Consider the following 26982-nt stretch of genomic DNA (forward strand, 5'->3'; position numbering starts at 1 on the left):
GCGAACGGAGCAGCGGGCGGATGCGGGGCTCCGCCGTGCCTAGATCCTCTCCAGGCAGTACACGGAACCGTTGCCGTCGGTCCAGAGACGGCCGTCGAATCCGCTCCGGTACGCCTCGCCGCAGACGGACCCGTCCGTGGACCCGTCCGCGGCCCGGACCGCTGTGACCTTCAGCCGGGGAGACGGACCTGCGCACAAGCTCACCGCCCACAGGACGGACGCCGGAACGTAGCCCGAGTCGTACCTGGTCTCGTTCAGGCAGTCGCCCTCGACAACGCGCGGCCCGACGCAGAGGTTTGTTCCGGGCCAGTGTTCGCTGGACAGGGAAGCGTCCGGACAGGGACCTTCCGGGTCTGTCTGCGCCCTGACGACCAGCGTCGCGGCGAGGTCGTCGCAGTCCACCTCGCGGGGGCTCCCGGGTTCGTAGTGTCCCGGGGCGGTACGGGTGTTGGACAGGCAGTCCGCCACGCTCAACCCGTCTTCGGCCATGCGGTCGTAGACCAGGTACCCCCCGGTCGACACCACGATCGCGGCCACGGCCGCCACCAGGGCCCGGCCGCGCCGGCCCGGCCTTCGACCGCCGCCCTTCACCGGGGCCGCCGGGGTCTCCGGGCGCGGCATCGGCTCCTGCGCCGGCGCAGGAGCCGGTTTCGGGAGGGCCGTCCGCGTCGGGGCGGAGTGCAGCGCCGGTACGGGATCGGCGGCACGCGCGGCGCTCGCGGCTGTGGCGTCGCCGGCCGGGGCGTCGTCGGCCTCCGTCGGAGGGACGTACTCGTGCCGGGCCCGGATCAGCGACGTCCACGGCGCCGGGAGGAGTTCGCTGCCGCCGCTGGGTTCGCGTTCGAAGGCGGACAGGATGTCCTGCGGCGTCGGCCGGGACGACGGGTCCCGCGTCAGAAGTGGCCGGATCAGGTCGTCGAGTTCGCGCGGCAGTCCGTCGAGCACGACCTCGGTCCGCTGGACCTGGGCAAGCAGCCGGAAGGCGTCCGAGCCCGGGGCGTACGGGGGTCGGGCCGTCGCCAGGTGGAAGAGCGTCGTACCCGTCGAGTACACGTCGGACGCGGGGGTGGAGGCCTCGCCGCGCGCCTGTTCCGGCGAGGTGAACGCGATCGTGCCCAGGGTGAGGGTGGTACGGGTCAGGTCGAGCGCGTGCGAGATGCCGAAGTCGATGAGCCGGGGTCCGGACTGCGGCAGGAGCACGTTCCCGGGTTTCACGTCCCGGTGCACGATCCCCGCCCCGTGGAGGTCCACCAGCGCCTCCGCCATCCCGGCGGCGATCCAGCGCACGGCGGCCGGCGGCAGCGCACCCCCCTCCTGGACGAGTTCGGCGAGGGAGGGCGCGGGGACGTACTCGGTGGCCATCCAGGGCCGGCCGGTCTCCGCGTCCGCGTCCAGGACGGCCACGGTGAACACACCGTTGACGCGGCGGGCCAGCGCCACCTCGCGGGCGAAACGCCGCCGGTCGGTCTCCGAGACCTCGCCCTCCGCGAGCAGGGTCTTCACCGCCACGAGACGGCCGCTGACGGTACGGCCGAGGTAGACGCGGCCCATCCCGCCGGACCCGACGCGGCCGATCAGCCGGTACGGTCCCAGACGCGCCGGATCGTCGCCCCGCAGCGGCAGCAGCCGTGGCGCACCCATCCCGATCCCCCCGCTCCCCCTCAGGCCCCCGAGCCTCCCGGGCTCCGGCAGCACCGACCGTACGGGATGCGGCCCCGGCCCGCCGGGGGCTTCGGGGGTTTCGGCCGTGTGAGCAGGCGGTTCCGGACACGGGGCGCGGGCACGGTGCCCACCGGGGGCATGGGTACAGTCGGAAACCGGACGAGCCGGGGCGAAGGAGGCCGACGGAGCATGGCGGTGGACGAACTCGACACGCGGATCCTGCGGCTGCTCATCGAGCAGCCGAGGACCAGCGTGCGCGAGTACGCGCGGATCCTGGGGGTGGCGCGGGGCACCGTGCAGGCGAGGATCGACCGCCTGGAGCGGGACGGGGTGATCACGGCGACCGGCCCGGTCCTCTCCCCCGCCGCTCTCGGTCACCCGGTGCTCGCCTTCGTGCACGTCGAGGTGACGCAGGGGCATCTGGACGAGGTCGGCGACGCGCTCGCGGGCGTGCCGGAGATCGTGGAGGCCTTCTCCATCACCGGCGGCGGCGATCTGCTGACCCGGGTGGTGGCCCGGGACGCCGGGCATCTGGAGGACGTCATCCAGCGGCTGATCCAGCTGCCCGGGGTGGTCCGCACCCGGACCGAGATCGCGCTGCGGGAGCGGGTGGCGCACCGGCTGCTGCCGCTGGTCGAGGCGGTCGGGCGGCGGTCGGGGACGGCTTGAGCGGGCTTCGTTCCGTTCCGGTCGGCTTCGTCGGTTCGTCCGAGCGGACCGGCCGACGCCCTGGGACAGATCTTGATCGCTTGTAGGGGGATCCCCTACGACCTAACGTGACCGGCATGCAGTCCTACACCATCGGTCAGGCCGCCCGCCTGCTCGGCGTCAGCCCCGACACGGCGCGCCGCTGGGCCGACGCGGGCCGGGTCGCGACCCACCGCGACGAGAACGGCCGGCGGCTCATCGACGGCCGCGACCTGGCCGCCTTCTCCATCGAGGTGGGGCAGGGCACCGCCGGGGACGAGGAGGAGCCGTACACCTCCGCCCGCAACGCCTTCCCCGGGATCGTGACCGCCGTCAAGCTCGGCGACATCGCCGCCCAGGTCGAGATCCAGGCCGGTCCGCACCGGCTCGTCTCGCTGCTCACCCGCGAGGCGGTGGAGGAGCTGGGTCTTGAGGTCGGCATGCGGGCCACCGCCCGCGTGAAGTCGACCAGCGTGCACATCGACCGGACCTGAGCCCCCTGCGGGACGCCAACCACCCGGCCCCGCAAGGAAATTCGCGCGCGCCGGGCAGGGTCCTGTGGCAGCGTACGACGCTCTGTCCCCGTTGTGATCCGGAGCGCCCCATGCCCGTGCCCGAGCGGCTCGTCCCCCTCCTCGACCAGTTCGACTTCGCCCGGCAGCGGCTCGCGGAACGGATGGCGGGACCGGTGATGGACAGCGGCAACGGGACACACGTCGAGGTCGGTCCGATGACCGACGCGGAGTACCTCTGGGAGCCGGTGGCCGACTGCTGGTCGGTGCGGCGGCACGCCGACGGACCGGGGCCGCGCGCGACCCTCCTGGTGGGCGCCGGCGACTGGGGTCGGGACACGACGCCCCCGCCGCACCCCGCGCCGCCGCCGTTCACGACGATCGCCTGGCGGCTGAGCCATCTCACCGAGATGCTCGCGCTCCGCGCCGACCACACGAACGGCGGCCGCAACCTGACCCGTGACGACTTCACGGTCAGCGGGGACGTCGCCTCCGCCCTGCCGGCCTTCGACGCGGCCGCGGCCGCCTGGCGCGAGGCGCTGCTGTCCGTCGACGACAAGGCTCTCGACACCGTGGGCCATTGCACGTACCCGCACGGCAGCGACCCGGAGAACCCCTTCCTGGAGATCGTCTGGTGGGTGAACCAGGAGCTCCTGCACCACGGGGCGGAGATCGCCCTCCTCCGCGACCTCCACAGGTCCCGCTCGTAGGAGGGGTCAGCGGGTGGTGCGGGCGAGGAGCATCGCCACGTCGTCCTGGGCGGAGCCCGCGAGGAGCTGCCCGAGGACCTCGTCGCACATCGTGTCCAGCGGCCTGTCCAGGGGCCGCAGCGCCTCGGCGAGCTGCCGCATGCCCTGGTCGAGGTCCCGGTGGCGGGCCTCGATGAGCCCGTCCGTGTAAAGGACGAGGAGTCCGCCCCCGGGCAGGACGACCTCCTCCGTACCGAAGTCGTGCGCCCCGGTGCCGAGCGGGGTCCCGGGCGGCCCGTCGAGGAAGGTGATGGTGCCGTCCGGGGTGGCGACGGCCGGCGGCGGATGGCCCGCGCGGGCGATGACCCAGCCGCGGGTGGCCGGGTCGTGGACCGCGTAGACGCAGGTGGCCATCTCGTCCTCGCCGAGGTCGGCGACGACGGCGTCGAGGGAGCTGAGCATGCGGTCGGGTGCGATGTCGTGGCGGGCCAGGGTCCTGACGGCGGTGCGCAGTTGGCCCATGACGGCCGCCGCGTGGATGCCGTGGCCCATGACGTCGCCGATGACGAGCCCGGTCCGGCCGCCGGGCAGCGCGATGACGTCGAACCAGTCGCCGCCGACGTCGTGGGAGCTGGCGGGCAGGTAGCGGCCGGTGAGTTCGAGGCCGGTGACGTCGGGGAGCGCGTTGTTGGTGAGGCTCCGCTGGAGGGTGAGGGCGGCCTCCCGCTGGGTGGTGTAGAGCCGGGCGTTGTCGATGTTGAGGGCGGCGCGGGCGACGACCTCGTCGATGAGGACGAAGTCCTGCTCGTCGAAGGGTTCACGGGTCCGCAGCCGGGTCACCGTGACCGCGCCGAGCACCTGGCCCCGGGCCACCAGGGGGATGAGCCGGGCCGAGCCGATGCGGGTGGCGAGATACGTCTGGAGGGCCTCGGTGCGGGGATCGGTGAAGAGCTCCGGGATGTCGGTCGTGTAGAGGTTCATGGGCAGGCCGCGGACGAGGACCTGCTCGTACACGGAGTCCAGGGGGATCTGGAAGGTCTGCCCGGGGGTGAGGAGGGCCGTGGGCGCGGTCGGGTCGGGGAAGCGGGCCGCGAGCCGGCGCAGCACGCTCCGGGTGGAGTCCACGGGATCGTCGGGTTCGAGGACGGACTCCAGCATCTGCACGTCGGCCGAGTCGGCGAGCTGGGGCACGAGGAAGGCGACGGCCTCCTCGGCCGTCTGCTTCAGGTCGAGGGTGGTGCCGATCCGGGCGCCGGCCTCGGCGAGCAGGGCGAAGCGCTGGCGGGCGCGCTCGACCTCGATGTGTGCCTCCTGGCTCTCGGTGATGTCGACGAGGGAGGCGATGAGCCCGAGCGACCGCCGCTCGGTGCGGTCGACGAGCGGGGCGTACGAGCAGGACCAGATGTGGTCGTGGTCGGGGTCGGCGGGGGTACGGCCGACCCGGCGGGCGTCCACCACGGCCGTACCGCTCTCCATGACCTGGCGCATCAGGGATTCGAGCCCGGCTGCGTTGACGTCGGGCACGACCTCGGTGAGCCGGTGGCCGACGTGCCGGGCGGCCGAGACGCCGTTCATCCGCGCCAGGGCGTCGTTGACGCGCAGGAAGCGCAGGTCGGGGCCGAGCAGCGCGAGCCCTATGGGCGACTGGGTGAAGAGGCTCTCCATCGCCGCCAGGTTCTCCCGCATCCGCAGGACCTCGGAGGTCTCCACCGCGATGAGCATGGCCCCCGGGCGGCCCTCGGGGTCGGTGGCCGGGACGATCCACATCTCCATGGTGACCGTGTGGCCGTCGCGGTGGCGGACGGGCAGCGTGCCGACCATGGTCTCGCCGGACTGGACGCGGTCGGTGAGCTTGGCGGCGAGTTCCCGGTTGGCGTCGGGGACGAGGAGCGGGGTGGCGAGCCTTCCGAGGACGTGCTCGGGCCGGTGTCCGAGGAGGTCCTGGGCGGCGAGGGACCACTCGACGATGCGGCCCTCGGCGTCCTCCCGCCAGAGGGCGATCGGCAGCAGCTCGCGGAGCACACCCGCGTCCCCGACGGCCGCCCGGGGCGGCTGCGGAACCCTGCTCGACGACTGATGAGTCTCCAAAGCATCGACCTACGCATCGGCCCGGCCCCGGGGGGCGCAATCCCTACCGAATCACCCTAGCCGAGGAGCCGACGGCGGGCCCTTCGCAGTGCCGTCGATCGGTACGGACCAGGATCGGCGGGGGCGCTCACTCCCGGTGACCGCGCCGGGGTCCCCGGGCCTCGATCGTGAGGGCCTTGAAGGCGCGGGTCTGTTCCGTGACGGCCCGCTCCGTGGGCAGGCGTTCGATCGACGAGGCGCCGAAGAAGCCGACGACGCCGGTGGTGTGCTCCAGGACGTAGCGTGCGTCCTCGGGTTCGGCGATGGGTCCGCCGTGGCAGAGGACCAGGATGTCGGGGTTCACCCGCCTGGCCGCGTCGTGCATCGCCTGGACGGCCTCGGCGGCCTGGTCGAGCGTCATGGCGGTGCCCGCGCCGATGGCCCCCTTCGTGGTGAGTCCGACGTGCGGCACCAGGACGTCGGCGCCGGCCTCGGCCATGTCGGCGGCCTGCTCGGGGTCGAAGACGTACGGGGCGGTGAGCAGGTCGCGCTCGTGGGCGGCGCGGACCATGTCGACCTCCAGGCCGTACCCCATGCCGGTCTCCTCCAGGTTGACCCGGAAGGTGCCGTCGTACAGGCCGACCGTGGGGAAGTTCTGCACCCCGGCGAAGCCCATGGCCTTGAGGTGGTCGAGAAAGAGGTCCATGCGGCGGAACGGGTCGGTGCCGCAGACTCCGGCGAGGACGGGCGTGTCGCGGACCACGGGCAGCACCTCGCGCGCCATGTCCTGGACGATGGCGTTGGCGTCCCCGTACGGCAGCAGACCGGCGAGCGAGCCGCGGCCGGCCATCCGGTAGCGCCCGGAGTTGTAGATGATCAGCAGGTCGACCCCGCCGGCCTCGGCGCACTTGGCGGAGAGGCCGGTGCCCGCGCCCGCGCCGACGATCGGGCGGCCCGCGGCGACCTGGGCGCGCAGCCGGTCGAGCACGTCCCGGCGGCTGGGGGCGGCTGGGGTGGTGGTCCGGGTGTTCACGGCGGTCACTCCTCGGTGTCCTGGCGTCTCGGAGGGCGGCTCAGCGGGCGGCTCAGCAGGCGGCCGACGGTTGTCCTGGCGTCTCAGACGGCGGCCCGGTGGGCATATCTGGTGTCTCAAACGGCGACTCGGCGGGCGTCCCGGTGTCTCAGGGGCGGCCCGGCGGGCGTCCTGGCGTCTCAGGGGGCGGCCTTGCGGTTGTTCTCGGTGATCAGCTGGTGGAGGCGGTCGGCCATCGCGGTCGCGAAGGAGGGGTCGTTGACGTGGGCGTCGAGTTCGTGGACGCGGACCTCGCCGCCGAGGACGGCGGCGCGCAGCGCGTCGAGCCCGGCGCGGTCCGCCTCCGGGTCGTCGAAGGGGCCGCCGGCCACGTCGACGGCGGAGACGCCGCGCAGGGGCCAGAAGACCTCGGCGGGTCCGCGCGCGGCGCGGAGTCTGCGGCCGATGGACGTGCCGAGGTCGGCCATCTCGCGCGCGGTGGTGCGCATCAGGGTCACCGTCGCGTTGTGGATGAGCAGCCGGCGTTCGGCGAACCGCTCGGGGACCGTGGCGGCCGGCCCGAAGTTGACCATGTCGAGCGCTCCGGGGGCGACGACCTGGGGGATGCCCAGGGCGCCGGCGGCGGTGAGCCGCGAGGGGCCCGCGCTGAGCACGCCGCCGACGAGTTCGTCGGCGAGTTCGGTGGTGGTCAGGTCGAGGACCCCGTCGAGCATGCCGTCCCTGGCGAGTTTCTCGACGGCCCGGCCGCCGGCGCCGGTGGCGTGGAAGACGAGGACCTCGTAGCCGAGTTCGGCGAGCCGGGCGCGGGCCGTGTCGACGGCCGGGGTGGTCACGCCGAACATGGTGGCCGCGACGACGGGCCGTCCCCGGCCGGCGGGTTCGTCGTGGTTGCGCTCGTGGCGGCGGGCCATGCCGGCGGCGGCCGCGGCGGCGTTGCCGAGGACCTGGCGGGACACGGAGTTGAGCCCGGAGACGTCGACGACGCTGTACATCAGGGTGAGGTCGCTGCTGTCGACGTACGGGGAGACGTCACCGCCGGCCATGGTGCTGACGAGCACCTTCGGGACGCCGATGGGCAGGGCCCGCATGGCCTGGGCGGCGATCGCGGAGCCGCCGCTGCCGGCCGCGGCGAGCACCGCGTGCAGTCGCCCCTTGCGGTAGAGGTCGAGGACGATCCGGGTGAGGCCCTGCGCCATGGCGGTGACGGCCGCGCCCCGGTCGCCGGCGGCCCGGAGGCGCGCCAGGTCGTGGCCCGCGGCGCGCGCGACGACGTCGGCGGGGACGTCGGCCACGGGGGCCTGGGCGGGCGGCGGCATGATGCCGGTGTCGACGAGGAGGACGTCGCTGCCGTACTCCCTGAGCCGCTCGCGCAGCCAGGCGTACTCCTCCCCCTTGGTGTCCAGTGTGCCGGCCAGCACGACGGTCGCCATGCCCTCACCTTTCTCCCGGTCCCGTGTCCGGTCCCGTGCCCGGGTCCCGCCGCTGTCGATCCTCCGGGGCGTGACCTGCGGCGACAACGACCAGTCGGGGCGAATTGGCCTGCGTCGTGACGCAAGATGGGTGCCATGGCCAGGATCGCCTCGACCCGTCTGTCCCGACTCCTCACCGGCTGGTCGTCGGAGGGGCCGGGTCCGCTGCCGCGGCGGCTCGCGGACGCGCTGCGGGAGCTGGCCGAGCGCGGGGACGTGCCCGGCGGCAGCGTGCTGCCCTCGCAGCGCGAACTGGCCCTGGTGCTCGGCGTGAGCCGGTCCACGGTGACGGCCGCGTACGGACTCCTGGAGAGTGAGGGGTGGCTGGAGAGCGTACGGGGCAGCGGCTCCCGGCTGCGGGGCTCGGGGGCGCTCGACCGGTACGTCGCCGAGGGGCGGCTCGCGAGCTTCGACGCGCGCTCGGGGGGCTCCGGCACCGCGGACCTGTCGAGCGGGGCCCTGCCCGGGCTCGGCGCGGTCGGCGAGGCCGTCGGGGCGCTGACCCACGGCGACCTGGGCGGCCTGCTCGGCGCGGACGGCTACCACCCGTACGGGATCCCCGCGTTGCGGGAGGGCATCGCCGCGTACTACCGGGCGGCGGGGGTGGCGACGGAGGCGGAGCAGATCCTGGTGACCTCGGGTTCGCAGCAGGCGGTGTGGCTGGTGGCGCAGGCGCTGGTGGGACCGGGCGACACGGTGGTCGTGGAGGACCCCACGTACCGGGGCTCCCTGGAGGCGCTGCGGGCGCGCGGCGCGCGGCTCGTCCCGGTCGGCGGGGACGGGCCGGACGGCGGCGCGGACGGTACGGGTCCGGCGGAGCTCCGCCGACTGTGCGCCCGCGCGCGGCCGCGGCTCGTGTACCTCCAGCCGACGGTCCACAACCCGACCGGGCGCACGCTGGGCGGCGCGGCGCGACGGGAGTGGGTGCGGGTCCTCGCGGAGCAGGAGCTGTTCACGGTCGAGGACACGGCCTGCGCCGAACTCGCCCTGGGCGACGAGGACGCCGCTCCGGTTCCGCTGGTGGCCGGGCTCCCGATGGACTCGGTGACCGTGGGCACGCTCTCGAAGCTGTTCTGGGGCGGTCTGCGGGTGGGCTGGGTGCGGTCCTCGCCGCGGGTGGTGGCCCGGCTCGCGAAGATCAAGACCTCGGTGGACCTGGCCTGTTCGGTCGTGGACCAGCTCGTCGCCGTCCGCCTCCTGGACCGGCTGCCCGAGGCCCGCGCCCGGCGCAGGGCGGAGCTGCGGGGCCAGCGGGACGCCGCCGAGGCGCTGCTGCGCGGGGCGGCACCGCACTGGGAGTGGACCCGGCCGGCGGGCGGGCCCGCGCTGTGGGTGCGGATCCCGGGCGTCGACACGGAGGCCCTCGCCCAGCTGGCGCGGCGCCACGGGGTGTCGGTGGTCCCTGGGGCGGCGTTCTCGCCGGTGGACGGCTTCCGCGACCGGCTCCGGCTGCCGTACGCGCACGGGACGGAGGCGCTGGCCGCCGCGCTCCCCGTCCTCCTGGAGTGCGCGGAACGCGCGGCGGGGTGACGGTCCCGAACCTTCGGCGCGGCGGCGTGACGGTCCGGAACCTTCGGCGCGGCCGGGTGACGGTCCGGAACCTTCGACTCGGCCGGGTGACGGTCCGGAACCTTCGACTCGGCCGGGTGACGGTCCGGATCCCGGCGGGGCTCACGGGTGCATCCTGGCCCCCTTGAGCACCTTGTCGACGGCGTTGCGCGGCCCGTACACGGCGATGCCCGCCAGATCGAGCTGTCCCGTGCCCACGGCCCGCACGGCGGCGCGGTTGTCGCGGTCGTTGCCGGTGGTGAACAGGTCGGTGGTGAAGACCGCCCGGGGCAGCGCGCGGGAGAGGGCGCGGCCGTGCGCGGCGGTCAGCGTCTCCTTGGTGCCCTCGAAGACCAGGACGGGCTGCCGGAACATCGGCAGGTACGGGGTGTCGTCGGCGTCCGCGTAGGGCTCGCCGACCACCTCGGGGAGCTGGGTGCCGAGGCCGCTGACCAGGAACGCCGTCACGTTCAGCCGCTGCCAGGTCTCCAGGTCCTCGCGCAGCAGAACGGCGATCTTGGTGTCGAACCGTACGGGCGTGCTGTCGGGCGTGTCGTCGATCGTCGTCATGGTCCGAGACTGCCGCCGGGGCCGTCTCGGGGTCTTGTACATTCCTTGCATGGTGAACCGCACGTGACCCGGCAGCAGGTCTCGGCGTGGCGCCCGGACGTGCCGGGTGTCGTGGAGGTGTTCCACGCCCACTTCACCGAGCACTCGTACCCGATGCACGTGCACGACGTGTGGACGCTGCTCATCGTCGACGACGGCGCGGTCCGCTACGACCTCGACCGGCACGAGCGCGGCACGCCCGGCGACACGGTGTCCCTGCTCCCGCCGCAGGTCCCGCACAACGGCTCGCCCGCCACCTCCGGCGGCTTCCGGAAGCGGGTCCTCTATCTGGACCTGACGCAGCTGGACGAGAGCCTCATCGGTCCCGCGGTCGACGCGCCCGACCTGGTCGATCCGCTGCTGCGGCGCCGAGTCGGGCAGTTGCACACCGCGCTCGCGGAGCCGGGCGACGAACTGGAGGCGCAGAGCCGCCTCGCCCTGATCGGGGAGCGGCTGCGCGGCCATCTGCGGCCCCGGCTCGTCACGCCCGGGCGGGGAGCCGATCCCGGGGTGGCGCACGGTCTGCGGGAGCTCCTCGACGCACGTCTCGTCGAGGGCGTGACCCTGGACGAGGCGGCCCTGCGGCTGCACGCGCACCCCGCCCATCTCGTACGGGCCTTCAGCGGCGCCTTCGGCATCGCGCCGCACCAGTATCTGACGGCCCGCCGGATCGACCGGGCCCGGCGTCTGCTGCTCGACGGGCAGCCGCCGGTCGAGGTGGCGGCCGCGACCGGCTTCTACGACCAGTCGCATCTGAACCGCTCGTTCAAGCGGATCGTGGGCACCACCCCCGGGCGCTTCGCACGCACGCGCGGAGGACCGTCGCCGCTGTCGTGAACCGGCCGCCGGACGAGGGGCGCACACGCGTTCCGGGGGCGACCGTCCGTACGCCCGGTGGTGTGCCGTCCGGCCGGTGAGGCGCCGCGAACCGGGACGATCCCGCCAGACACACCGTCACCACCTCCTGCGGACGACCGAATTCCGCCTCTCATCACCCAAACGGACCAGATGAGGCACTCGTAGCCCTCTCCCCTGGTGACGGTGATTCCAGCGCCCCCGCCGCACGCCCTGCCGACGCCGATCCGCCGCCCGCACCCTGAGCAACTGAAGAGGGCGGGGAGAACGAGCGGGGAGCGGGTGACCGAGTGGACACAGGCACGGACGGCGACGTGGACGTGTGCGTGGTCGGGGCGGGACCGGTCGGACTGACCCTCGCGATCGGTCTGCGCCGGCTCGGGTTACGGGTCCGGATCGTCGACAAGGCGCCGGCCGCCGAGCACGAGGCCCGTGCCCTGGTGCTCTGGGCGCGGGCCCGCGAGGCCCTCGACTCCCTCGGGGTCGGCGAGCTCCTCCGGCGCCACGGGGTGGAGCCGGACGCGGTGACGATCCACGCGCGCGACCGGTTCCTCGGCGAGCTCACCACCGGCTGGGCGCTCTCCGCGCACGCCCGCCCGCTCAACATCGAGCAGCACGACGTCCAACGCCTCCTCCGCGGGGAACTCGCCCGTCTCGGCACCCGCGTCGAGTGGAACGCCGAGGTGACCGACCTCAAGGTCCACGAGGACCGGGCCGAGTTCACCCTGCGCCACGGCGACGGCAGGATCGAGTCCGCCACCGCCCCCTGGATCGTCGGCTGCGACGGCACCGCCGGCCTGGTCAGGGACCGGCTCGGCATCCCCTTCGAGGGCCGCCGCCGCATCGGCCTCCAGGTCGTCCAGGGCAACGCCCGCCCCACCTGGCCGCTCGACGGGCGGCCGGGGCGCGGACACATCTTCCTGGCCCCGCACCGCTCCCTGCTCGTCTTCCCGCTGCCCGGCGGCGGCTTCCGCTTCTTCTGCTTCCGCGACGACCCCGACCCCACGCTGACCGCCGCGCCCACCGTCGAGGAGCTGCGCGACCTGATCGCGGACACCACCCGCATGCCGGGCCTCCGGCTCGACACGACGGAGCCGCTCCGGCTGAACCGGGACCGCTTCGGCGACCGGGTCGCCGCCCGGCTCCGCCAGGGGCGCGGCCTGCTCGCCGGGGACGCGGCGCACGCCTGGGCCCCGGTCGGCGGCCACGGCGTGAACGTCGGCATCCTCGGCGCCCACAACCTCGCCTGGAAGCTCGCCGCCGTGCACCGGGGCCAAGCCGGCGAGGGTCTCCTGGACACGTACTGCGACGAGCAGCGGCGGATGGCCGTGCGGTACGTCCGCGAGATGCGGTTCGACTTCATGGAGCTGCCGCTGCCTCCGCTGGGCCACCGGGCGTTCACGGCCACGGTGCCCGGCGCCCTCGCCGGGCGCGGCTTCCAGCGCCGGCTCGACCTGCGCCTGAGCGACCTGCTCCGCCACCACCGGGGCCGCGCGCCGTCCTGGCACCGCGCCGGCCGCCACCACCGCTCAGGGCCGCGCGCGGGCGACCGCGTGCCCGACGTCAGAGTCGCGGTCCGCGACGACCGGGTCGCAAGCGGTACGGGGCACTCCCGCGGGCCCGTCGTCCGGCTGCACACCCTCCTCGCGTACGAGCGGTGGACGCTGGTCCTGCGGGCCGAGCGGGCCGCGCCCGGGGTGCTCGCCGCCCTGCGCGCCGCGTGTGCCCGCTCCGCCGTCCCGGTCCTGGTCCTGCCCGTGACGCCCCGGGACGGCATCGAGGCCGGCCGGCTCGGCCGCCCCGGCGACCTGTGCCTGGTGCGGCCCGACGGATACGTGGGCCTGGTCGCCCCGCTCGCCCGCATCGCCCTGCTCCGCGACTACCTCGCGGCACTCGCCCCCTGACCTGGTGACACAGGTGCTGCTCGTCCCCCGGGAACCTCTCGCCACCCCTCCGCGTTATACCCCCCAAGGGTATACAGAGGAGAGGTTCCATGACGACGAGAAGACTGACCGCGCTCGCCCCCGAGCAGGCGCAGGGCCGTGCCCGCGAGTTACTGACGGACATCGTCGAACGGCACGGCTCCGTCGGCGAGATGGTGTCCACGATGGCGCACTCGCCCGCGCTGCTCGACGGCTATCTCAGCCTCTCGCGCGCCATGAAGCGGGTGAAGATCCCCCGCGCCCTGAGCGAGAAGCTCTCCCTCGCCGTCCAGGAGTGGATCGGCTGCGGCACCTGCCGCGAGGCGCACGTCGCAGCCGGGCGCGCGGCGGGTCTGACCGAGACCGACGTCGAGCTCGCCCGCCAGGGCACGTCGACCGACCCGCGCGAGGCCGCCCTGATCGGCCTGGCGCTGAAGGTCCTCGCCGAACCGGGCGCGCTCTCCGACGAGGACGTCGCCGAGGTGCGGGCGCACGGGTGGAGCGACCGGGTGATCGCCGAGGTGGTCGGCGTGGTCACCCTCAACCTCCTCACCGGCGCCTTCAACCTCCTCGCGGGCATCCAGCCGGAGCCGGAGGACTGAGCCGGCGGTCTCAGCTCGCGCCAGGGGCGGTGAAGGTGACGTCGGCGGTCGGGACGGTGGTCTCCGCGTCGCTCCCGAGGGCGTACGCCGCGACGCGGGAGACCGTCGCGGCCGGGACGGCCTCGCCGATGCCCGGCGCCGCGGGGATGTCCTGGGTCGCGTGGGCGTCGTGCGGGACGACGACCCGGTAGCCGAGCTCCAGGGCCGTGCGGGCCGTCGCCTGCACGCACATCTCCGACATCACTCCGCAGACGGCGACCGCCCGTACCCCCGCGGCGGTGAGCACCGCACCCAGCGGCGTCTCCGCGAAGCCGTCGTCGCGGGGCTTGCGGATCACGACCTCGGCCGGTCCTGGCTCCACCGCGTGGTGGAGCTCCCAGCCGGGGGTGTGCGGTTCGTCCTCGGCGCCGGGCGGCCCGTCGTTCTGCAGGTGGGCGATGAACGCCCCGTCCCGCCGGGCCCGGGCGATCAGTTCGGTCGTCCGGTCGACGAGCCGGCGGGCGTCGGGCACGGCGCCGTCTCCGGTGACGAAGGCCGACTGCACGTCGACGACGATCAGGGCATCCACGGGCTGCGCGCGCTCGGTCATCCGGCCATCATCACGGCCACGAGCCCCGCCCGCCACGGGATTTCGCCCCGCCGGAGGGTCCGGGAAACCCTCGCGCACGGGCCCCTGACCTGCGGGTAGCCTCACCCGTCGAGAACCGGGGGAGGATCCGCATGGCCGAGTTGACGACGTCCGAGTGGTGGGGGCTGCTGCCGGAGGGCATGCGCGGCGAGGTCGACGGGTACGTCCTCCAGGACCGCCGGCTCCAGGCGGCGCGTGTCGTCTGGGAGGCCTGCCGGGCCCGCGGTCTGGGGCTCCACGAGGCGGAGTTGGTCGTCCACGCCCGGTACCTGCACCACGGCGACCGGATCGCGCGCACCCCGCTCAGCCCCCTCGACCTGGAGTCGCTGGCGGCGAAGGCCTCCGGCTGCCCGGGGCCGGTCGCCGCGATCGAGGCGATCTGGGACGGCGACACCGTCCACGACTGGTTCGTGCTCCTCCTGGCCGTCTCCACCGAGCCCGCCGGCGAGCGGCACCTCGCCACGGTCTACCGGGAGACGGCCGTACGGCACCTGGGAGAGGCGCGGGCCGCGGAATCGCGCCGACCGGTGGCCGCGGCCGCCGAGGAGGCGGGCCGGGCGCTGGCCCGACACCTGTCCGTTCCCTTCCACTTCGCGAGCCCGGACACCCCGGACGACGGGGCGCCGCGCTGGCGGCCCTGAGCCGCGAAATCGGTTTGCCGCCGCCGGGCCCGGTCGGACAGGAAGCCTGCATGCTGAGAGGCGACACGGTCGGGCTCCGGGCCCGGCACGAGGAGGACGTCCCCGTCCTGCGGACCGAGCTCTACGACGACGTGGTCAACGGCTCGCGGTCCGAAGCCGGGCCGTGGCGGCCGATCACTCCGGGCTCGAAGGACCCGCGGCTCGTGGTGGACGACAAGGAGCAGCGCCACGTCCCCTTCTCCGTCGTGGAGTTGGAGGGCGGCACGCTGGTCGGCACGGCGACGCTGTGGGGCATCGACACCCACAACCGGTGCGCGCACATCGGCCTCGGCCTGCTGCCGTCCGCCCGCGGCAAGGGCTACGGCACCGACGTCGTCGCCGTGCTGTGCCACTACGGCTTCGTCGTGCGCGGTCTGCACCGGCTGCAGATCGAGACGCTGGCGGACAACCACGCGATGCTGCGCTCGGCCGAGCGCAACGGCTTCGTCCGCGAGGGCGTGCTGCGCTCCTCGGCCTGGGTGCTCGGCGAGTTCCTCGACGAGGTGCTGCTCGGTCTCCTCGCCGAGGACTGGAAGCGGGACTCCTAGGGCCTGTCCGGCGGAGAGGCCCTGGACGTCTAGACGTCCTTGGCGGCCCGGGCGAGCAGCCATCGGCCCGAGACCCCCGTGACGAGGAGTCCGGCGACGAGGGCGACGAGGGCCGCACCCGGGCCCGAGGCCCAGTCGACCGTGGAGGCACGGGCCGCGAGGACCGCGCCGAGGGCGAGGGCCACGACGGGGACGGCGTTCAGGGCGGGTCGGATACGGGCCAGGTCGTCCTCCGCCAGGGAGCCGAGGACGCCGACGCCGAGCGCGAGCGCCCACACGCCGAGGCCCTGCGCGTCGGCGCGGTTCACCGTCCACGGGAGCAGGGCGCCCCAGAAGGCCGGGAAGAACAGCAGGCCGGCGCCGATGCCGAGCCAGCCCGAGCCGAGCACGGCGAGCGGCGGCTTCGACCAGGCGGGCAGCGGGACGGCCGGACGCCGCGGGCCCGCCCCCGTGCCGCCGGGCCGTGCGCGGTACTGCGCCGCCAGGCAGCCCACCGCCGCGAGGGCGAGGACGCCGAGGGTGGCGACCCAGCCGAGGCTGAACAGGGCGAGGAACAGTGGGCCGCCCCGTACGGCCTGGAGGCTTCCGGCGTTCAGCACGGTCACCGTGAAGAGGCCGACGAGGACGATCGCGAGCGGCAGCACCAGGCAGCGGGCCTCCTCCCAGACGCGGGCCCGGCCGACCGTGAACAGCGCGGGTGCCACGCCCGCCATGGCGGCCCCGACGAGGCCGGGGCTCAACGCCTCGGGCGACACCCAGGCGCCCGCCGCATGCCCGGTCAGGCTCGCCACGGCGAGCAGGGCGCCCACGGCGGCGCCGATGCCTCCGACGACACCGCTCAGGACCACGACGGCGGGCGAGAGCGCGCGCCCGTCGGCCACGACCGCTTCCTGCGGAGTCACGCTCATCCCCGCGCTCCTTCCCACACGGCACCGGCGGTCGCCGGACTCGTCGGCAGGTCGGCGAACTCCCGCTGCCGCTTGAGGACTTGGCGGGCGTACAGGATCCGCAGGCTCACCACCGTCACGGCCGCGTAGGCGAGCATGCCGCAGCCGACGCCGACGCCCGCGACGAGGGCCGTGGCCCGGTCGAGGCCCAGGGTCCGTTCGAGTACGGGCACGGTCAGCGCCGAGAAGGCGGGGGCCAGGCACAGGGCCGTGAGGTGCAGCGACCACTCCTCGCGCGCCCACGCGCCGCCGGCGCGCGCGGCCCGCACGGCGATGACCGCGTAGGTCACGGCGTACGGGACGAGGTAGGCGAGGAGCAGTCGGCGCCCGGCGGTTCCCTCGCCGAGGAACGCCACCGTGATCCGCACCAGGCCCGCCGCGCCCGCGAGATGGGCGGCGACGCGCACCGGCAGGGGGCACCAGGTGCCGGTCAGGCCGGGGACGGTGGCGCGCCGGTCGAGGGCGCGGGAGGCGAGGAGCGCGCCGAAGGAGACGAGCGCGCCGAGGTGCATGATCGCGACGCGGTTGACGTCGAAGAGGTCGAGCCCGGGGTAGAGCGAGGGCAGCACGCCCCATTCGAGCCGCAGCAGCGGGGCGGTCATCAGGAAGCCGTAGCAGAGCAGCAGCCAGCGCTGGTGGAGGTCGGGGAAGCCGCGGAGGGCGGCGAGGACGCCGGAGGTCACGCTGCCGACGGTGCCGACCAGGATCGTGGCGAGGACGATCCAGAACGCGGCCCCGCTGAAGGCCTCCGCCGGCGGGGTGCGCAGGAGGTAGAGGGCGGCGCCCGCCATCGACACGTACACCGTGACGGCGAAGACGGTCCCGGCGATCCGGTGCAGCCGGATGCGGCGCCGGACGGCGGAGAGCAGTTGCACGGGGCCGAGCAGCATGAGGAGGCCGCCCAGGACCGAGTGCACGACCAGGGGGGCGAGGCTGCGGCCGTACGGCCCGATGCGGTCGCGCACGGCCTCGGCGACGAACTCCGGGGAGACGGACCGGCCGAGGAGCCATTCGCCGAGGGCGGGCGCTCCCGGCCGCGCGTACGGCCAGAGTTCGGTCATGGCGATCGGCGCGTACGCGAGGCAGAGCACGGTCACCGCGACGGTCGCCGCTCTCCCCCACCTCCGGCTCGTGCCGGTCGGACGGCTCATGGCGATTCCCCCTTCACCGAAAGCACCCATAGTCCTTTCTGGACTATGGAGGAAGGTAGGGGCGCGCACCCCCGGGGTCAACCGGTCGGTAACAAGCCGCCGTCCGCGGGATCAGGGCTCGCGGCTCTCCACCCACTGCCAGAAATCGACCATCATCCGCTCATACCGGATGCCGAACTCCAGGGCCTCGCGCTGACCGCGCGTCAGCAGCTCGCCGACGTCGTGCGCGAGCCCCTCGTACTCGTCCAGGGTCCGCCGGTGCTCGTCGATCTGGACGGGGGCGTGGACGCGCGGGCTGGCGCCGAACCACAGCTTGAGGATGCCCCGTTCGCGGGCCTCGACCGGGACGAAGGCGGGGTCCGCGAGCCAGCCGCGCAGCGCCTTCGCTCCCTCCTCCGTGAGGCTCATCAGGCGCCGGTTGCGGCCGCCCGGCTGCCGCACCTCCGAAAGGAGTCCCGCCTCCAGGAGCCGGTCGCACTGCGCGTACACCTGGGCGTGCGGCATGGACCAGAACGGGGCCACCGTCCGCGCGGCCTCCACCTTCACGTCGTACGGACTGGCCTCGCCCAGCTTGTCGATGATGCCGAGCACGAGGAAGGAGGGCGTGGTCAAGCGGACTTCAGACATGCGGCGACCGTATCCTCCTTCCCCTCCTACTCCGCCCTCAGCGCCCGGGCCGTGGCCGTGCGGGCCGCCCAGCCCGCCGGGAGCAGCGCGCCGGCCGTCGCGATCACGACGCCCGCCGTCGCGAGCAGCACGAGCAGCGGTGTGCCGTACACGTCGATGTCGGCGGGCGGGATCGTGGTGCCGACCGCGCGGCCCATCGCCGGCATCACCCGGCCGTGCAGGGCCACGCCGAGCGGCACGCCGACGAGGCCGGAGACGAGGCCGAGGGCGCCGACGGAGGTGAGAACCTGAGCGATGGTCTGCCGCGGAGTCATCCCCAGGGCTTTGTGGACGCCCAGGTCACGGACGCGGTCGCGGGTGTCGAGGACCACCGTGTTCAGCACGCCGAGGCAGGCGACGGCGACGAGCATCAGGGTCAGCATGACGATCAGGGCCTGCATCGCCCGGATGACGCTCGACTTGCTGCCCTCGGTGACGGCGGCCTCGGCCCCGAGCGGGGACAGGGCGGCGTCGAGGCGCTGCGCGTAGCGGACGGCGTCCGTTCCGGCGGTGACGGTCACGGCGAAGTCGGCGGGCTGGTAGCGGGCCCGCAGCGCGGCGACGGACGCGGCTCCGGTGCGCAGGGTCATGCCGCCGTCGCCGAGGTCGAAGACCTCGCCGACGATCCGCACCCGGGCCGTGCGGCCCTGCTCGGAGAGGGTGACGGTGTCCCCGACGCGGACCCCGGTGGTGGTCAGGAAGCGGCTCGCCGCGACGGCCTCCCCGGTGGCCCCGAACCAGCGGCCGGAGACCATCGTGTGGGGGCTGCCGGCCATGTCCCCCTCGTACGCGACGAGGGGCGCGCCGCCCTTGAGCCCGGCCGCCTCCAGCTGGGTGTGGGCCGTCCGGTACACGGAGTCCGTGCCCGGGAGCGCGGCGATCGCCGCCGCCACGGCGGCCACGTCGGCCGGCTTCCCCGGCCTCGGCGTGGGATCGCCGGGCTTCCCCTGCGCCAGGGTGATGGTGTGGACGGTGACGTCGCCGCCCCGGTCCGGATCGCCGTCCGTCTTGACGGCGACGAGCGTGCTGCCGAGGCCGACGGCCAGGGTCACCGCGAGCGTCCCGAAGGTCACCGCCGCGGCCGTGCTCGCCGCGCGCCCGGGGCGGGCGAACGGACCGGCGAGGCCCAGGGTGACGGGCCGGGGCAGCGGCAGCCGCCCCAGCAGGCCACGGATCGCGCGCCCCCGGCCGCCGCCCGTGGCGGGGCCGATGCGCAGGACCGTCGCGGTGGGCAGCCGGGCCGCGCGCAGGGCGGGCCCGAAGGCGGTACCGGCCACGAGGGCGAGGGCTCCGGCCGGCACGACGAGATCGACCCACACGGGGACGAGGACCTCCGTCGTGCCGTACACCTCGGCCACCTCCGCCATGAGCGGCACGGCGAGCGCGTTCCCGAGGGCGGCGCCGAGCACGGCCCCGACGGTGCCCGGGATCAGGGCCTGGGCCACGTACGCGCGTCCCACCTGGAGCGGGGTGAAGCCGAGGGACTTGAGGATCCCGATCCGGCGGGTCGCCGCGCCGACGGCGCCGCTCACCACGATGCCGATCACCAGGACGGACATCGCCAGGCCGAGGAGGGCGAAGGCGGTGACGAAGGGCACGAAGGCGGCCGTGTTCTGACGGGCCGCCTCCCGCACGTCGAGGTACGAGCGGGCGCCGGTGACCGCTCCGGGCGGCGCGGCGGCGGTGACGGCCTTCCGGCCGGCCGCCACCTCGGCGGTGCCGTCGGCGGCGGTGAGCCGGTAGAGCATCTGGAGCGCGGGAGGCCGTCCGCCCGCCAGCGCCGTGAGCTGCGCGGGTACGACCCAGGCGTCGGCGCTCTCGCCGACCGACTCGGCGATCCCCACCACCGTGAGGGCGACGCTGCCGCCGGTCAGCCGTGTCCCGGGGCCCGAGGCCGGCGGGACGGATCCGCGCTCCAGGACGATCTCGCCGGGGGCCGTGGCCCACCGGCCCTCCGTCAGGGTCACCGCGTCCACGGGGCCGCCGGCGGAGGCCCGGCCGACGACCGTCAGCGGGGGCGGGGCGAAGCCGGGCGGGGCCGACCGGTCAGCGCTCAGGCGCAGGGCGGTGACGGCGAAGGGGCCGGAGGCCGCGGCCACTCCGGTCGCGCGGGCCGTGGCGGCGAGCCGCTCGGGGGTGACCTTCGCGCCGTCGAACCGCACGGTCAGATGGGCTCCGTGCTGCCGGGCGAAGGCCCGGTCGAAGGGCGCGCCGGAGGCGAGGAGGAGGCCGAGCGCGAGGACGGCGGAGGCGACGGAGAGCAGCGTGGTCAGCACCATCACGGCGGTCTGCGTGCGGCGCCGCCCGACGCCGGCGCGCACGACGCGCCCGAGGGCTCCTCCGCCGGGGCCGGAGGGACGCGCGCTCATCGGGTCACCGCCCGGGCGTCGTCGCGGGTGACGCGGCCGTCGACGAGTTCGATCGTGCGGGTCGCGCAGGCCTCGGCGAGGGCGAGGTCGTGGGTGACGAGGACGATCGTCTGGCCGTCGGCGTTGAGGCCGCGCAGGAGGTCGCGGACCTCCGCGCCGGACGCGGTGTCGAGGGCCCCCGTGGGTTCGTCGGCGAGGAGCAGCGGCGGACGGTTCATCAGGGCGCGGGCCACGGCGACGCGCTGCCGCTCGCCCCCGGAGAGACGGCCGGGGTGCACGCGCGCGTGCCGGGCGACGCCGAGCCGTTCGAGGAGTTCGGCGGCGCGTGCCGCGGCCTTGCCGCGGGGCGTTCCGGCCAGTTGGGCGGGGAGCAGCACGTTGTCGAGGACGGTGAGGTCGTCGAGGAGGTTGAAGAACTGGAAGACCATGCCGACGCGGCTGCGCCGGTAGCGGGCGGAGGCCGTCTCGCTCAGCCGGTCGACGCGCAGTCCGTCCACGGTCACCCGGCCGGTGCTCGGCCGGTCGAGCCCGGCGAGCAGGTTGAGCAGCGTCGACTTGCCGCTGCCGGAGGGGCCGAGCACGGCGAGCGACTCCCCTCGCGCCACCCGGAGGTCGAGGGCGGCGAGCGCGGCCGGCCCGTCCTCGTACGTCCTGCCGACCTCGGCCAGGTCGATCAGCGGTTCCGTGTCGGACGGTGTCATGGGCCCTCCAGGGCTCGGACGGTGAACGGGTTCGCGCCGACGCTAGGAGCGGGCCGGCCGGGGGCGCGTCGGCCGCGGTGGCGGAGATCCGTACCGTGTGCGGCGGAGGCGCCGGCGGGTCATCCGCGCGATGTACTCCGCGGGGACGGTGCCCTGGTCCCCCGGGCCGATTCGCCCCGGCAGCCCTGCTTGGCACACTGCACCGGTGAGCAGGTACGAGGAACTCCTGGGCCGGGTGCGTGGATCGCGGGCCTTCGGCGCGCCGCCCCCGCTGTCGCGCTGGGCGTGGGCGGCCGACGGGCTGCTCGCCCTGTCTCTCGCCGTCGCGACGATGATCGGGAACCTGAACCGCTCGTACGTGGAGCTCCGGCCGGCCCCGGCGGGGACGCCGCCGCCCGGTGAGCCCCCGCCCGTCCCGGCGCCCCCGGGCCTCCCCGGGGGTCCGGGCGATCCGCGTCCCCTGCACGCCGTGGAGCATCTGCTGCCGCCGGTGGAGGCCTGGGAGGCGGCGGCTGCCCTGCTGACCGCGCTGCCGCTGGTACTGCGGCGCCGCTATCCCCTGACCGTCTACTGGACGGTGACGGTGGCGGCCGTGGTCCTGCACATCGGGGACGCGGCGGACGACGCCACGCGGATCACCTTCGCCTCGGGGCTCGTCGCGGCGTACAGCGCGGCGATGTACAGCCCGCACCGCAAGTCGGTGGCGGCCTCGCTCCTGACCGGTGCGCTGCTGTACGCGGTCTTCCCGCTGGTGCCGAAGGTCGACGACGACCTGGTGCCGCTGCTCGTCCTGCTGCCGCTCGCCCTCGTCTCGCACGGCGTCCATCTGTGGCGGCAGCGGGAGCGGGTGCTGCGGGAGGAGCAGGAGGCGGCGCTGCGCCGGGCGGTGGAGGCGGAGCGGTCGCGGATCGCCCGGGAGCTGCACGACGTGGTCACCCACAACGTGAGCATGATGACCATTCAGGCCGGTGCCGCCCGCACGGTCCTGGCCACCTCCCCCGAGCTGGCCCGGGAGGCGATGCTGGCGGTGGAGGCGGCCGGACGGACGGCGATGTCGGAGCTCCGGCACGTGATGGGGCTGCTCACGATGGCCGCGGACGGTCCCGATCCGGCCGCCGACGTGGCGCTCGCCCCGCAGCCCGGCCTCGACCGGCTGACGGAGCTGACGGACCGGGTGCGGTCCTCGGGGGTGCCGGTGGAGGTGGCGGTGCGGGGCGTCCCGGTGGAACTGCCCGCGGGGGTGGACCTCGCCGCGTACCGGGTGGTGCAGGAGGCGCTGACGAACGCGCTGAAGCACGCGGACGGCGCGCGGGTGTCGGTGACGGTGGAGTACGGGGCGGGCCGGCTGCGGGTGGAGGTGTCCGACACGGGCGGGCGCCGGCGGCGGTCGGCGGAGCCGGGCGGCGGTCACGGGCTGCTCGGACTGCGGGAACGGCTCGCGGTGTACGGCGGTACGCTCGACGCCGGCAGCCGCCCGCACGGCGGATACCGGGTCCGTGCGGTGATTCCGTGGGAGGTTCCGTGACCGTGGCCGGCGCTCCGCGCGTGGTGATCGTCGACGACCAGGCGCTCGTGCGGACCGGTTTCCGGATGATCCTCGCCGCCGACGGCATCGACGTGGTCGCGGAGGCCGCCGACGGCGACGCGGCGGTGGCGGCGGTCCGCAGGACCCGGCCGGACGTGGTCCTGATGGACATCCGGATGCCGGGCACGGACGGCCTGGAGGCCACGCGCCGCATCCTCGCGGACGAGGCGGCGCCGCCGAGGATCGTCGTCCTCACCACCTACGACCTCGACCGGTACGTGTACGCGGCGCTCGCGGCGGGCGCGAGCGGCTTCCTCCTCAAGGACGTCACGCCCGAGCACCTGACGGCGGCGGTCCGGCTCGTCCGCTCCGGGGACGCCCTGCTCGCCCCGGCGATCACCCGGCGCCTGGTGGAGCGCTTCGCCGCGTCCTCCTCCGGGCCTTCCGCCGCCCCGCACCGCGAGCTGGCGACGCTCACGCCGCGCGAGCTGGAGGTCCTGGAGGCCCTGGCGCGCGGCCACACCAACGCGGAGCTCGCGGTGCGCTTCCGGCTGAGCGAGGCGACGGTGAAGACGCACGTCGCCCGCATCCTCCAGAAGCTGCGGCTGCGCGACCGGGCCCAGGCAGTGATCGCCGCCTACGAGACGGGTCTCGTCACCCCGGGCTCGGCCGGAAGCGACACCGCCGGTCCGGACGGAGCCTGCTGACCGAGCGGGTCCGGAGGGTCGAGGAGGTCCGCAGGACCGGGCTCGGGGCGGAGGACGTCGCCGAGCGCGGTCAGCCGGATGAGCCGCAGGATCCACGGCTGGTCGCAGTGGAGCCGCCAGCGCGCACCGCGCCGGTGCATGCGCCCGGCGCAGTGGGCGAGGAGCCCGAGCCCGGTGGCGTCGCAGAAGGTGAGGCGCCGGATGTCGACGGTCAGGGCGTCGGACTCCCGGACGAGGGCGTCGAGCTCGGGCCGCAGGTGCCGCACCAGGACGAGGTCGAGCTCGCCCCGGAGGGCGGCGACCGTGACGCCGCCGGTCGAGCGGACGACGAGGTACGGGTCATGACGGGGGATCAGCTGCATCGGACGCTCCACAGGGTGGCTCCATGTGTCACGTCGAGCGTGGCCGCCCCTCTGCGGGGAGGGACGTTTCACCTCGACCGCTGTCACCTGAATCGGTGAAGATCCGCCGCACTTTCCCTCGTTCGGGCACACGGGGACCGGGCATGCGTACGGAGCGGCTCAAGCGACAGGGGGCAGCGGGATGCGGCGGAACTCGACGGTCTCGTACGGGCTCCGCGTCCCGGTCTCGTGCAGGAGGCCGACCGTGGCGCGGTCCAGCGGGACCAGGTCCGAGTAGGCGGCCTTCCGCCGGTCCGCCGTCAGCGCCTTCGTGAAGGTCCGTCCGCCGTCCGTACTGGTCCAGAGGGCCGCCTCGGCGCGGTCGTCCGGTACCGAGGGGGCCGAGAACAGCAGGACCCCGTCACGGCCGCCCGCGTACAGCAGACTGCCCTGCACCACGGGCACGCGGTCCAGCGAGTGCTGGGGCGCGAAGGGACGGTCGAGGCTCTCGCCTCCGTCGGCCGAGGAGGCGTCGGCACGGTTGCCGGGGCTCGCCCCCAGCTGGTCGCGCGAGCTGAAGTAGACGCTTCCGTCGGGGAGTTGGGCGGCCGTCGACTCGTTGGCGTTGACGAAGCCGTCGTAGGTGTCGTCCACGAAGCCGAGGGACCAGGTGCGGCCGCCGTCGTCGCTGTAGAGGGCGTGCGCCCCGTAGTACCCGGGTTCCTCTCCGGTGTCCGTGGAGCCCTCGGGCGGCGCCGCCGAGTGGTTCGCGGCCACGACGAGCCGGCCGGCGTGCGGGCCGCGCGTCAGGGCGAGGGCGTGGCCCGGCCCGGTGGCGTACCAGCGCCATCCGGGCTTCTTCACGCGCGCGGTGATCTCGCGCGGGGCGGAGAACGTCCGCCCGTCGTCGGAGCTGCGCTGGACGAACACGCGGCGGCCGCGGGCAGGTGGGACCTCGCCGCGCAGGATCCGCCGCTCCGTCGCCTCCGCGCCGTTGTACGAGCTGACCAGCACCACGTCGCCCGAGCGGGGATCGACGACCGGTGCGGGGTTCCCGCGCGTGTCGCCGTCCCCCGCCGCGACGACCCGCAGCGGCCCCCAGGTGCAGCCGCCGTCGGCCGAGCGTCGCACGACGACGTCGATGTCGCCACTGTCACCGGCCCGTCCGCGCCGGCCCTCGGCGAAGGCGAGCACGGTCCCGGCTCGGGTCCGTACGGCCGCGGGGATGCGGTAGACCGCGTAGCCGCCGGTGCCGGCGGTGTACGGGACGGACACCTCGCACCCGGCCGCCGCGGTCACCGGCGGGCCGGGCTCGACGGCGGCGAGTCCGGCGACGGTCAGCCCGCCGAGGGCCGACACCAGGAGCGCCAGGACGACCACCCGGACGCTCCTCACGGTCGCACGCCGCACGGACCCCCCTGCCGCCGCTCCACGGTCACCCACCCGCACCCCTCACCGCCACAGACAGCTGGACGATCCGTCCCACCGTCCCTCCCCCACGGCACGACGAGCCGAACCCCCGGACGACACGAGGGGCCGTCCGCGTGAATTCACGCGGACGGCCCCTCGTCCGAGCCGGCGGGAGGCTCAGCCCGCGAACCGGGCCATCCACGCCTCGACCTCGGTCGAGGAGCGCGGCAGACCGGCCGACAGGTTCTCGTGTCCCTCTTCGGTGACGACCAGGTCGTCCTCGATCCGGACGCCGATGCCGCGCCACTCCTCGGGCACGGTCAGGTCGTCCGGCTGGAAGTACAGGCCGGGCTCGACCGTGAGCACCATGCCCGGTTCGAGGACGCCGTCGACGTACTCCTCCGTGCGGGCCTGCGCGCAGTCGTGGACGTCGAGGCCGAGCATGTGGCCGGTGCCGGCCATGGTGAAGCGGCGCTGGAGGCCGAGCTCGTACGCGCGGTCGACGGGGCCCTCGATGAAGCCCCACTCGACGAGGCGCGCCGTCAGGTGGCGCTGGGACGCCTCGTGGAAGTCGCGGTACGGGGCGCCCGGCTTCACCGCGGCCATGCCCGCCTCCTGCGCCTCGTACACCGCGTCGTACACCTGGCGCTGGACCGGGGTGAAGGTGCCGCTGATGGGGAGGGTGCGGGTGACGTCGGCGGTGTAGAGGGAGTGCGTCTCGACGCCGGCGTCGAGGAGGAGCAGCTCGCCGGGGCGGACCGGGCCGTCGTTGTCGGTCCAGTGCATGATCGTCGCGTGGTCGCCGGCGGCGCAGATGGAGCCGTAGCCGACGTGGTTGCCCTCCAGGCGGGCGCGGCGGAAGAAGGTCCCCTCGATCCACCGCTCGGAGGAGGCGATCGCGCGGGAGAGCTCGGCGACGCAGTCGGTGAAGCCGCGGACGGTGGAGTCGACCGCCTTGCGCATCTCGCCGAGCTCCCACGCGTCCTTGACGAGGCGGAGGTCGCTGAGCGCGCCCTCCAGCTCGGCGTCGCGCTCCTCGTCGGTGGTGACGGCGGCTTCGAGGGCCGGGTCGACGCCGCGGACGATCCGGGTCGGCACGCCGGTGCCGGCGGCGAGGTCCTCGGTGATGGTGCGGACGTCGCGGCAGGGCAGTCCGAGGACGGTCGCGGACTCGGCGAGGGAGCGGCGGCGGCCCATCCACAGCTCGGCGGTGTAGCCGATCCAGAACTCGTCGTTGTCGCGGCTGTCGCGGGGCAGCTGGTAGCAGTAGGCGTCGTGGCCGCCGTCGGCGCGGGGTTCGAGGACGAGCGCGCCGTCGCGGGCCTGGTCGCCGGTCATGTGCACATAGCCGGAGTACGGGCGGAACGGGTAGGTGTCGTCGTTGGAGCGGTACTTGAGCTTGCCCGAGGGGACGATCAGGCGCTCGCCGGGGAAGAGCGCGGAGAGCGCCAGACGGCGCTCGGCCGCGAACGGGGCCTGCTCGGCCGGTTCGAGGTCGTGCCGTTCGGTGTCCGCCCACCCCGTCCTCATCAGAGCGGAGAGCTCCTCGGAGACGCCGTTGTAGAGGCCGTTCTTGCGACCCTTCGCCACGTCCTGCACCTTCTTCCGGGTACGTTCTCGGCCGCCGGTCGTCGGCGGCACCCGGACGGTACTG

The 26982-nt window shown here is 74.7% G+C and carries 25 protein-coding genes; 11 read left to right on the forward strand and 14 right to left on the reverse strand.

Annotated elements, in window-relative coordinates; all coding sequences use genetic code 11:
* Positions 1–39: 39 nt before the first annotated feature.
* Entirely contained in the window at positions 40–1641 is a 1602-nt protein-coding gene (locus GGE06_RS13340; protein WP_184930917.1) for a serine/threonine-protein kinase, read from the reverse strand.
* A 210-nt stretch (positions 1642–1851) separates the two neighbouring features.
* Between GGE06_RS13340 and GGE06_RS13345 the strand changes: the two genes are divergently transcribed.
* From GGE06_RS13345 to GGE06_RS13355, 3 genes are all read left to right on the forward strand, one after another.
* Entirely contained in the window at positions 1852–2331 is a 480-nt protein-coding gene (locus GGE06_RS13345) for an Lrp/AsnC family transcriptional regulator (RefSeq protein WP_030686050.1), read from the forward strand.
* 116 nt (positions 2332–2447) lie between these two features.
* Entirely contained in the window at positions 2448–2843 is a 396-nt protein-coding gene (locus GGE06_RS13350; RefSeq protein ID WP_116165662.1) for a TOBE domain-containing protein, read from the forward strand.
* Positions 2844–2953: 110 nt separating this feature from the next.
* Positions 2954–3571 carry a DinB family protein gene (locus GGE06_RS13355; RefSeq protein ID WP_184930918.1) on the forward strand — a complete coding sequence of 206 codons (618 nt, stop codon included), beginning with the start codon at positions 2954–2956 and terminating at the stop codon, positions 3569–3571.
* 6 nt (positions 3572–3577) lie between these two features.
* Here GGE06_RS13355 and GGE06_RS13360 read toward each other — a convergent pair whose 3' ends face one another.
* The 3 genes from GGE06_RS13360 to GGE06_RS13370 form a co-directional block, all read right to left on the reverse strand.
* Positions 3578–5638 (reverse strand): SpoIIE family protein phosphatase, encoded by a 2061-nt coding sequence (locus GGE06_RS13360; protein WP_116162365.1) that lies wholly within the window; start codon positions 5636–5638, stop codon positions 3578–3580.
* Positions 5639–5765: 127 nt separating this feature from the next.
* The gene (locus GGE06_RS13365) at positions 5766–6650 is read right to left on the reverse strand and encodes a phosphoenolpyruvate hydrolase family protein (RefSeq protein ID WP_184930919.1); all 885 of its coding nucleotides are present in this window, start codon (positions 6648–6650) and stop codon (positions 5766–5768) included.
* Positions 6651–6829: 179 nt separating this feature from the next.
* Positions 6830–8080 carry a Tm-1-like ATP-binding domain-containing protein gene (locus GGE06_RS13370; RefSeq protein WP_116162363.1) on the reverse strand — a complete coding sequence of 417 codons (1251 nt, stop codon included), beginning with the start codon at positions 8078–8080 and terminating at the stop codon, positions 6830–6832.
* 135 nt (positions 8081–8215) lie between these two features.
* On the opposite strand from GGE06_RS13370, the gene GGE06_RS13375 reads away from it, so the two are divergent.
* Positions 8216–9649, forward strand: coding sequence for an aminotransferase-like domain-containing protein (locus GGE06_RS13375; RefSeq protein WP_181924705.1), 1434 nt, complete (start codon positions 8216–8218; stop codon positions 9647–9649).
* Positions 9650–9790: 141 nt separating this feature from the next.
* Here the strand turns inward: GGE06_RS13375 and GGE06_RS13380 are convergent, their stop codons facing one another.
* Entirely contained in the window at positions 9791–10237 is a 447-nt protein-coding gene (locus GGE06_RS13380) for a DUF2000 domain-containing protein (RefSeq protein WP_116162359.1), read from the reverse strand.
* A gap of 63 nt (positions 10238–10300) precedes the next feature.
* Between GGE06_RS13380 and GGE06_RS13385 the strand changes: the two genes are divergently transcribed.
* The 3 genes from GGE06_RS13385 to GGE06_RS13395 all read left to right on the forward strand — a co-directional run bounded on the left by GGE06_RS13385 (position 10301) and on the right by GGE06_RS13395 (position 13655).
* Positions 10301–11113: a helix-turn-helix transcriptional regulator gene (locus GGE06_RS13385; RefSeq protein WP_184930920.1), complete on the forward strand. Its 813-nt coding sequence runs from the start codon at positions 10301–10303 to the stop codon at positions 11111–11113.
* 308 nt (positions 11114–11421) lie between these two features.
* Entirely contained in the window at positions 11422–13035 is a 1614-nt protein-coding gene (locus GGE06_RS13390; protein ID WP_184930921.1) for an FAD-dependent monooxygenase, read from the forward strand.
* A gap of 89 nt (positions 13036–13124) precedes the next feature.
* Complete coding sequence (locus GGE06_RS13395) at positions 13125–13655, forward strand: carboxymuconolactone decarboxylase family protein (RefSeq protein ID WP_116162353.1); 531 nt, start codon at positions 13125–13127, stop codon at positions 13653–13655.
* A 10-nt stretch (positions 13656–13665) separates the two neighbouring features.
* Here GGE06_RS13395 and GGE06_RS13400 read toward each other — a convergent pair whose 3' ends face one another.
* Entirely contained in the window at positions 13666–14244 is a 579-nt protein-coding gene (locus tag GGE06_RS13400) for an isochorismatase family protein (protein WP_116162352.1), read from the reverse strand.
* 131 nt (positions 14245–14375) lie between these two features.
* Here GGE06_RS13400 and GGE06_RS13405 point away from each other — a divergent pair, with 131 nt between their 5' ends.
* Together GGE06_RS13405 and GGE06_RS13410 are read left to right on the forward strand one after the other, a co-directional pair.
* A complete protein-coding gene (locus GGE06_RS13405) occupies positions 14376–14924 on the forward strand; it encodes a hypothetical protein (protein WP_116162351.1) in 549 nt (182 codons plus the stop codon).
* 50 nt (positions 14925–14974) lie between these two features.
* Positions 14975–15511, forward strand: coding sequence for a GNAT family N-acetyltransferase (locus GGE06_RS13410; protein WP_184930922.1), 537 nt, complete (start codon positions 14975–14977; stop codon positions 15509–15511).
* A gap of 29 nt (positions 15512–15540) precedes the next feature.
* Here GGE06_RS13410 and GGE06_RS13415 read toward each other — a convergent pair whose 3' ends face one another.
* From GGE06_RS13415 to GGE06_RS13435, 5 genes are all read right to left on the reverse strand, one after another.
* Positions 15541–16419, reverse strand: coding sequence for a hypothetical protein (locus GGE06_RS13415; protein ID WP_184930923.1), 879 nt, complete (start codon positions 16417–16419; stop codon positions 15541–15543).
* A complete protein-coding gene (locus tag GGE06_RS13420) occupies positions 16416–17609 on the reverse strand; it encodes a DUF2306 domain-containing protein (RefSeq protein WP_184930924.1) in 1194 nt (397 codons plus the stop codon). Before GGE06_RS13420 ends, GGE06_RS13415 begins: the two co-directional genes overlap by 4 nt.
* Before the next feature lie 111 nt (positions 17610–17720).
* A complete protein-coding gene (locus GGE06_RS13425) occupies positions 17721–18236 on the reverse strand; it encodes a PadR family transcriptional regulator (RefSeq protein WP_184930925.1) in 516 nt (171 codons plus the stop codon).
* Positions 18237–18262: 26 nt separating this feature from the next.
* On the reverse strand, positions 18263–20644 hold the full coding sequence (locus GGE06_RS13430) for an ABC transporter permease (RefSeq protein WP_184930926.1): 2382 nt from the start codon (positions 20642–20644) through the stop codon (positions 18263–18265).
* Positions 20641–21345: an ABC transporter ATP-binding protein gene (locus tag GGE06_RS13435; protein ID WP_116162334.1), complete on the reverse strand. Its 705-nt coding sequence runs from the start codon at positions 21343–21345 to the stop codon at positions 20641–20643. The genes GGE06_RS13430 and GGE06_RS13435 overlap by 4 nt, the downstream gene beginning before the upstream one ends.
* 205 nt (positions 21346–21550) lie before the next feature.
* Between GGE06_RS13435 and GGE06_RS13440 the strand changes: the two genes are divergently transcribed.
* On the forward strand, positions 21551–22870 hold the full coding sequence (locus tag GGE06_RS13440; protein ID WP_312883130.1) for a sensor histidine kinase: 1320 nt from the start codon (positions 21551–21553) through the stop codon (positions 22868–22870).
* A 2-nt stretch (positions 22871–22872) separates the two neighbouring features.
* Positions 22873–23577, forward strand: a complete 705-nt coding sequence (locus GGE06_RS13445; protein WP_116165660.1) for a response regulator — start codon at positions 22873–22875, stop codon at positions 23575–23577.
* Here GGE06_RS13445 and GGE06_RS13450 read toward each other — a convergent pair.
* The 3 genes from GGE06_RS13450 to GGE06_RS13460 form a co-directional block, all read right to left on the reverse strand.
* Positions 23508–23939: an STAS domain-containing protein gene (locus GGE06_RS13450; RefSeq protein ID WP_246532500.1), complete on the reverse strand. Its 432-nt coding sequence runs from the start codon at positions 23937–23939 to the stop codon at positions 23508–23510. The two genes, GGE06_RS13445 and GGE06_RS13450, sit on opposite strands and share 70 nt — an antisense overlap.
* A 159-nt stretch (positions 23940–24098) precedes the next feature.
* The gene (locus GGE06_RS13455; RefSeq protein ID WP_184930998.1) at positions 24099–25280 is read right to left on the reverse strand and encodes a sialidase family protein; all 1182 of its coding nucleotides are present in this window, start codon (positions 25278–25280) and stop codon (positions 24099–24101) included.
* A 225-nt stretch (positions 25281–25505) separates the two neighbouring features.
* The gene (locus tag GGE06_RS13460; RefSeq protein WP_116162328.1) at positions 25506–26918 is read right to left on the reverse strand and encodes an aminopeptidase P family protein; all 1413 of its coding nucleotides are present in this window, start codon (positions 26916–26918) and stop codon (positions 25506–25508) included.
* Positions 26919–26982 lie beyond the last annotated feature (64 nt).

The organism is Streptomyces nymphaeiformis (assembly GCF_014203895.1).
GTDB classification, from domain to species: Bacteria; Actinomycetota; Actinomycetes; order Streptomycetales; family Streptomycetaceae; genus Streptomyces; species Streptomyces nymphaeiformis.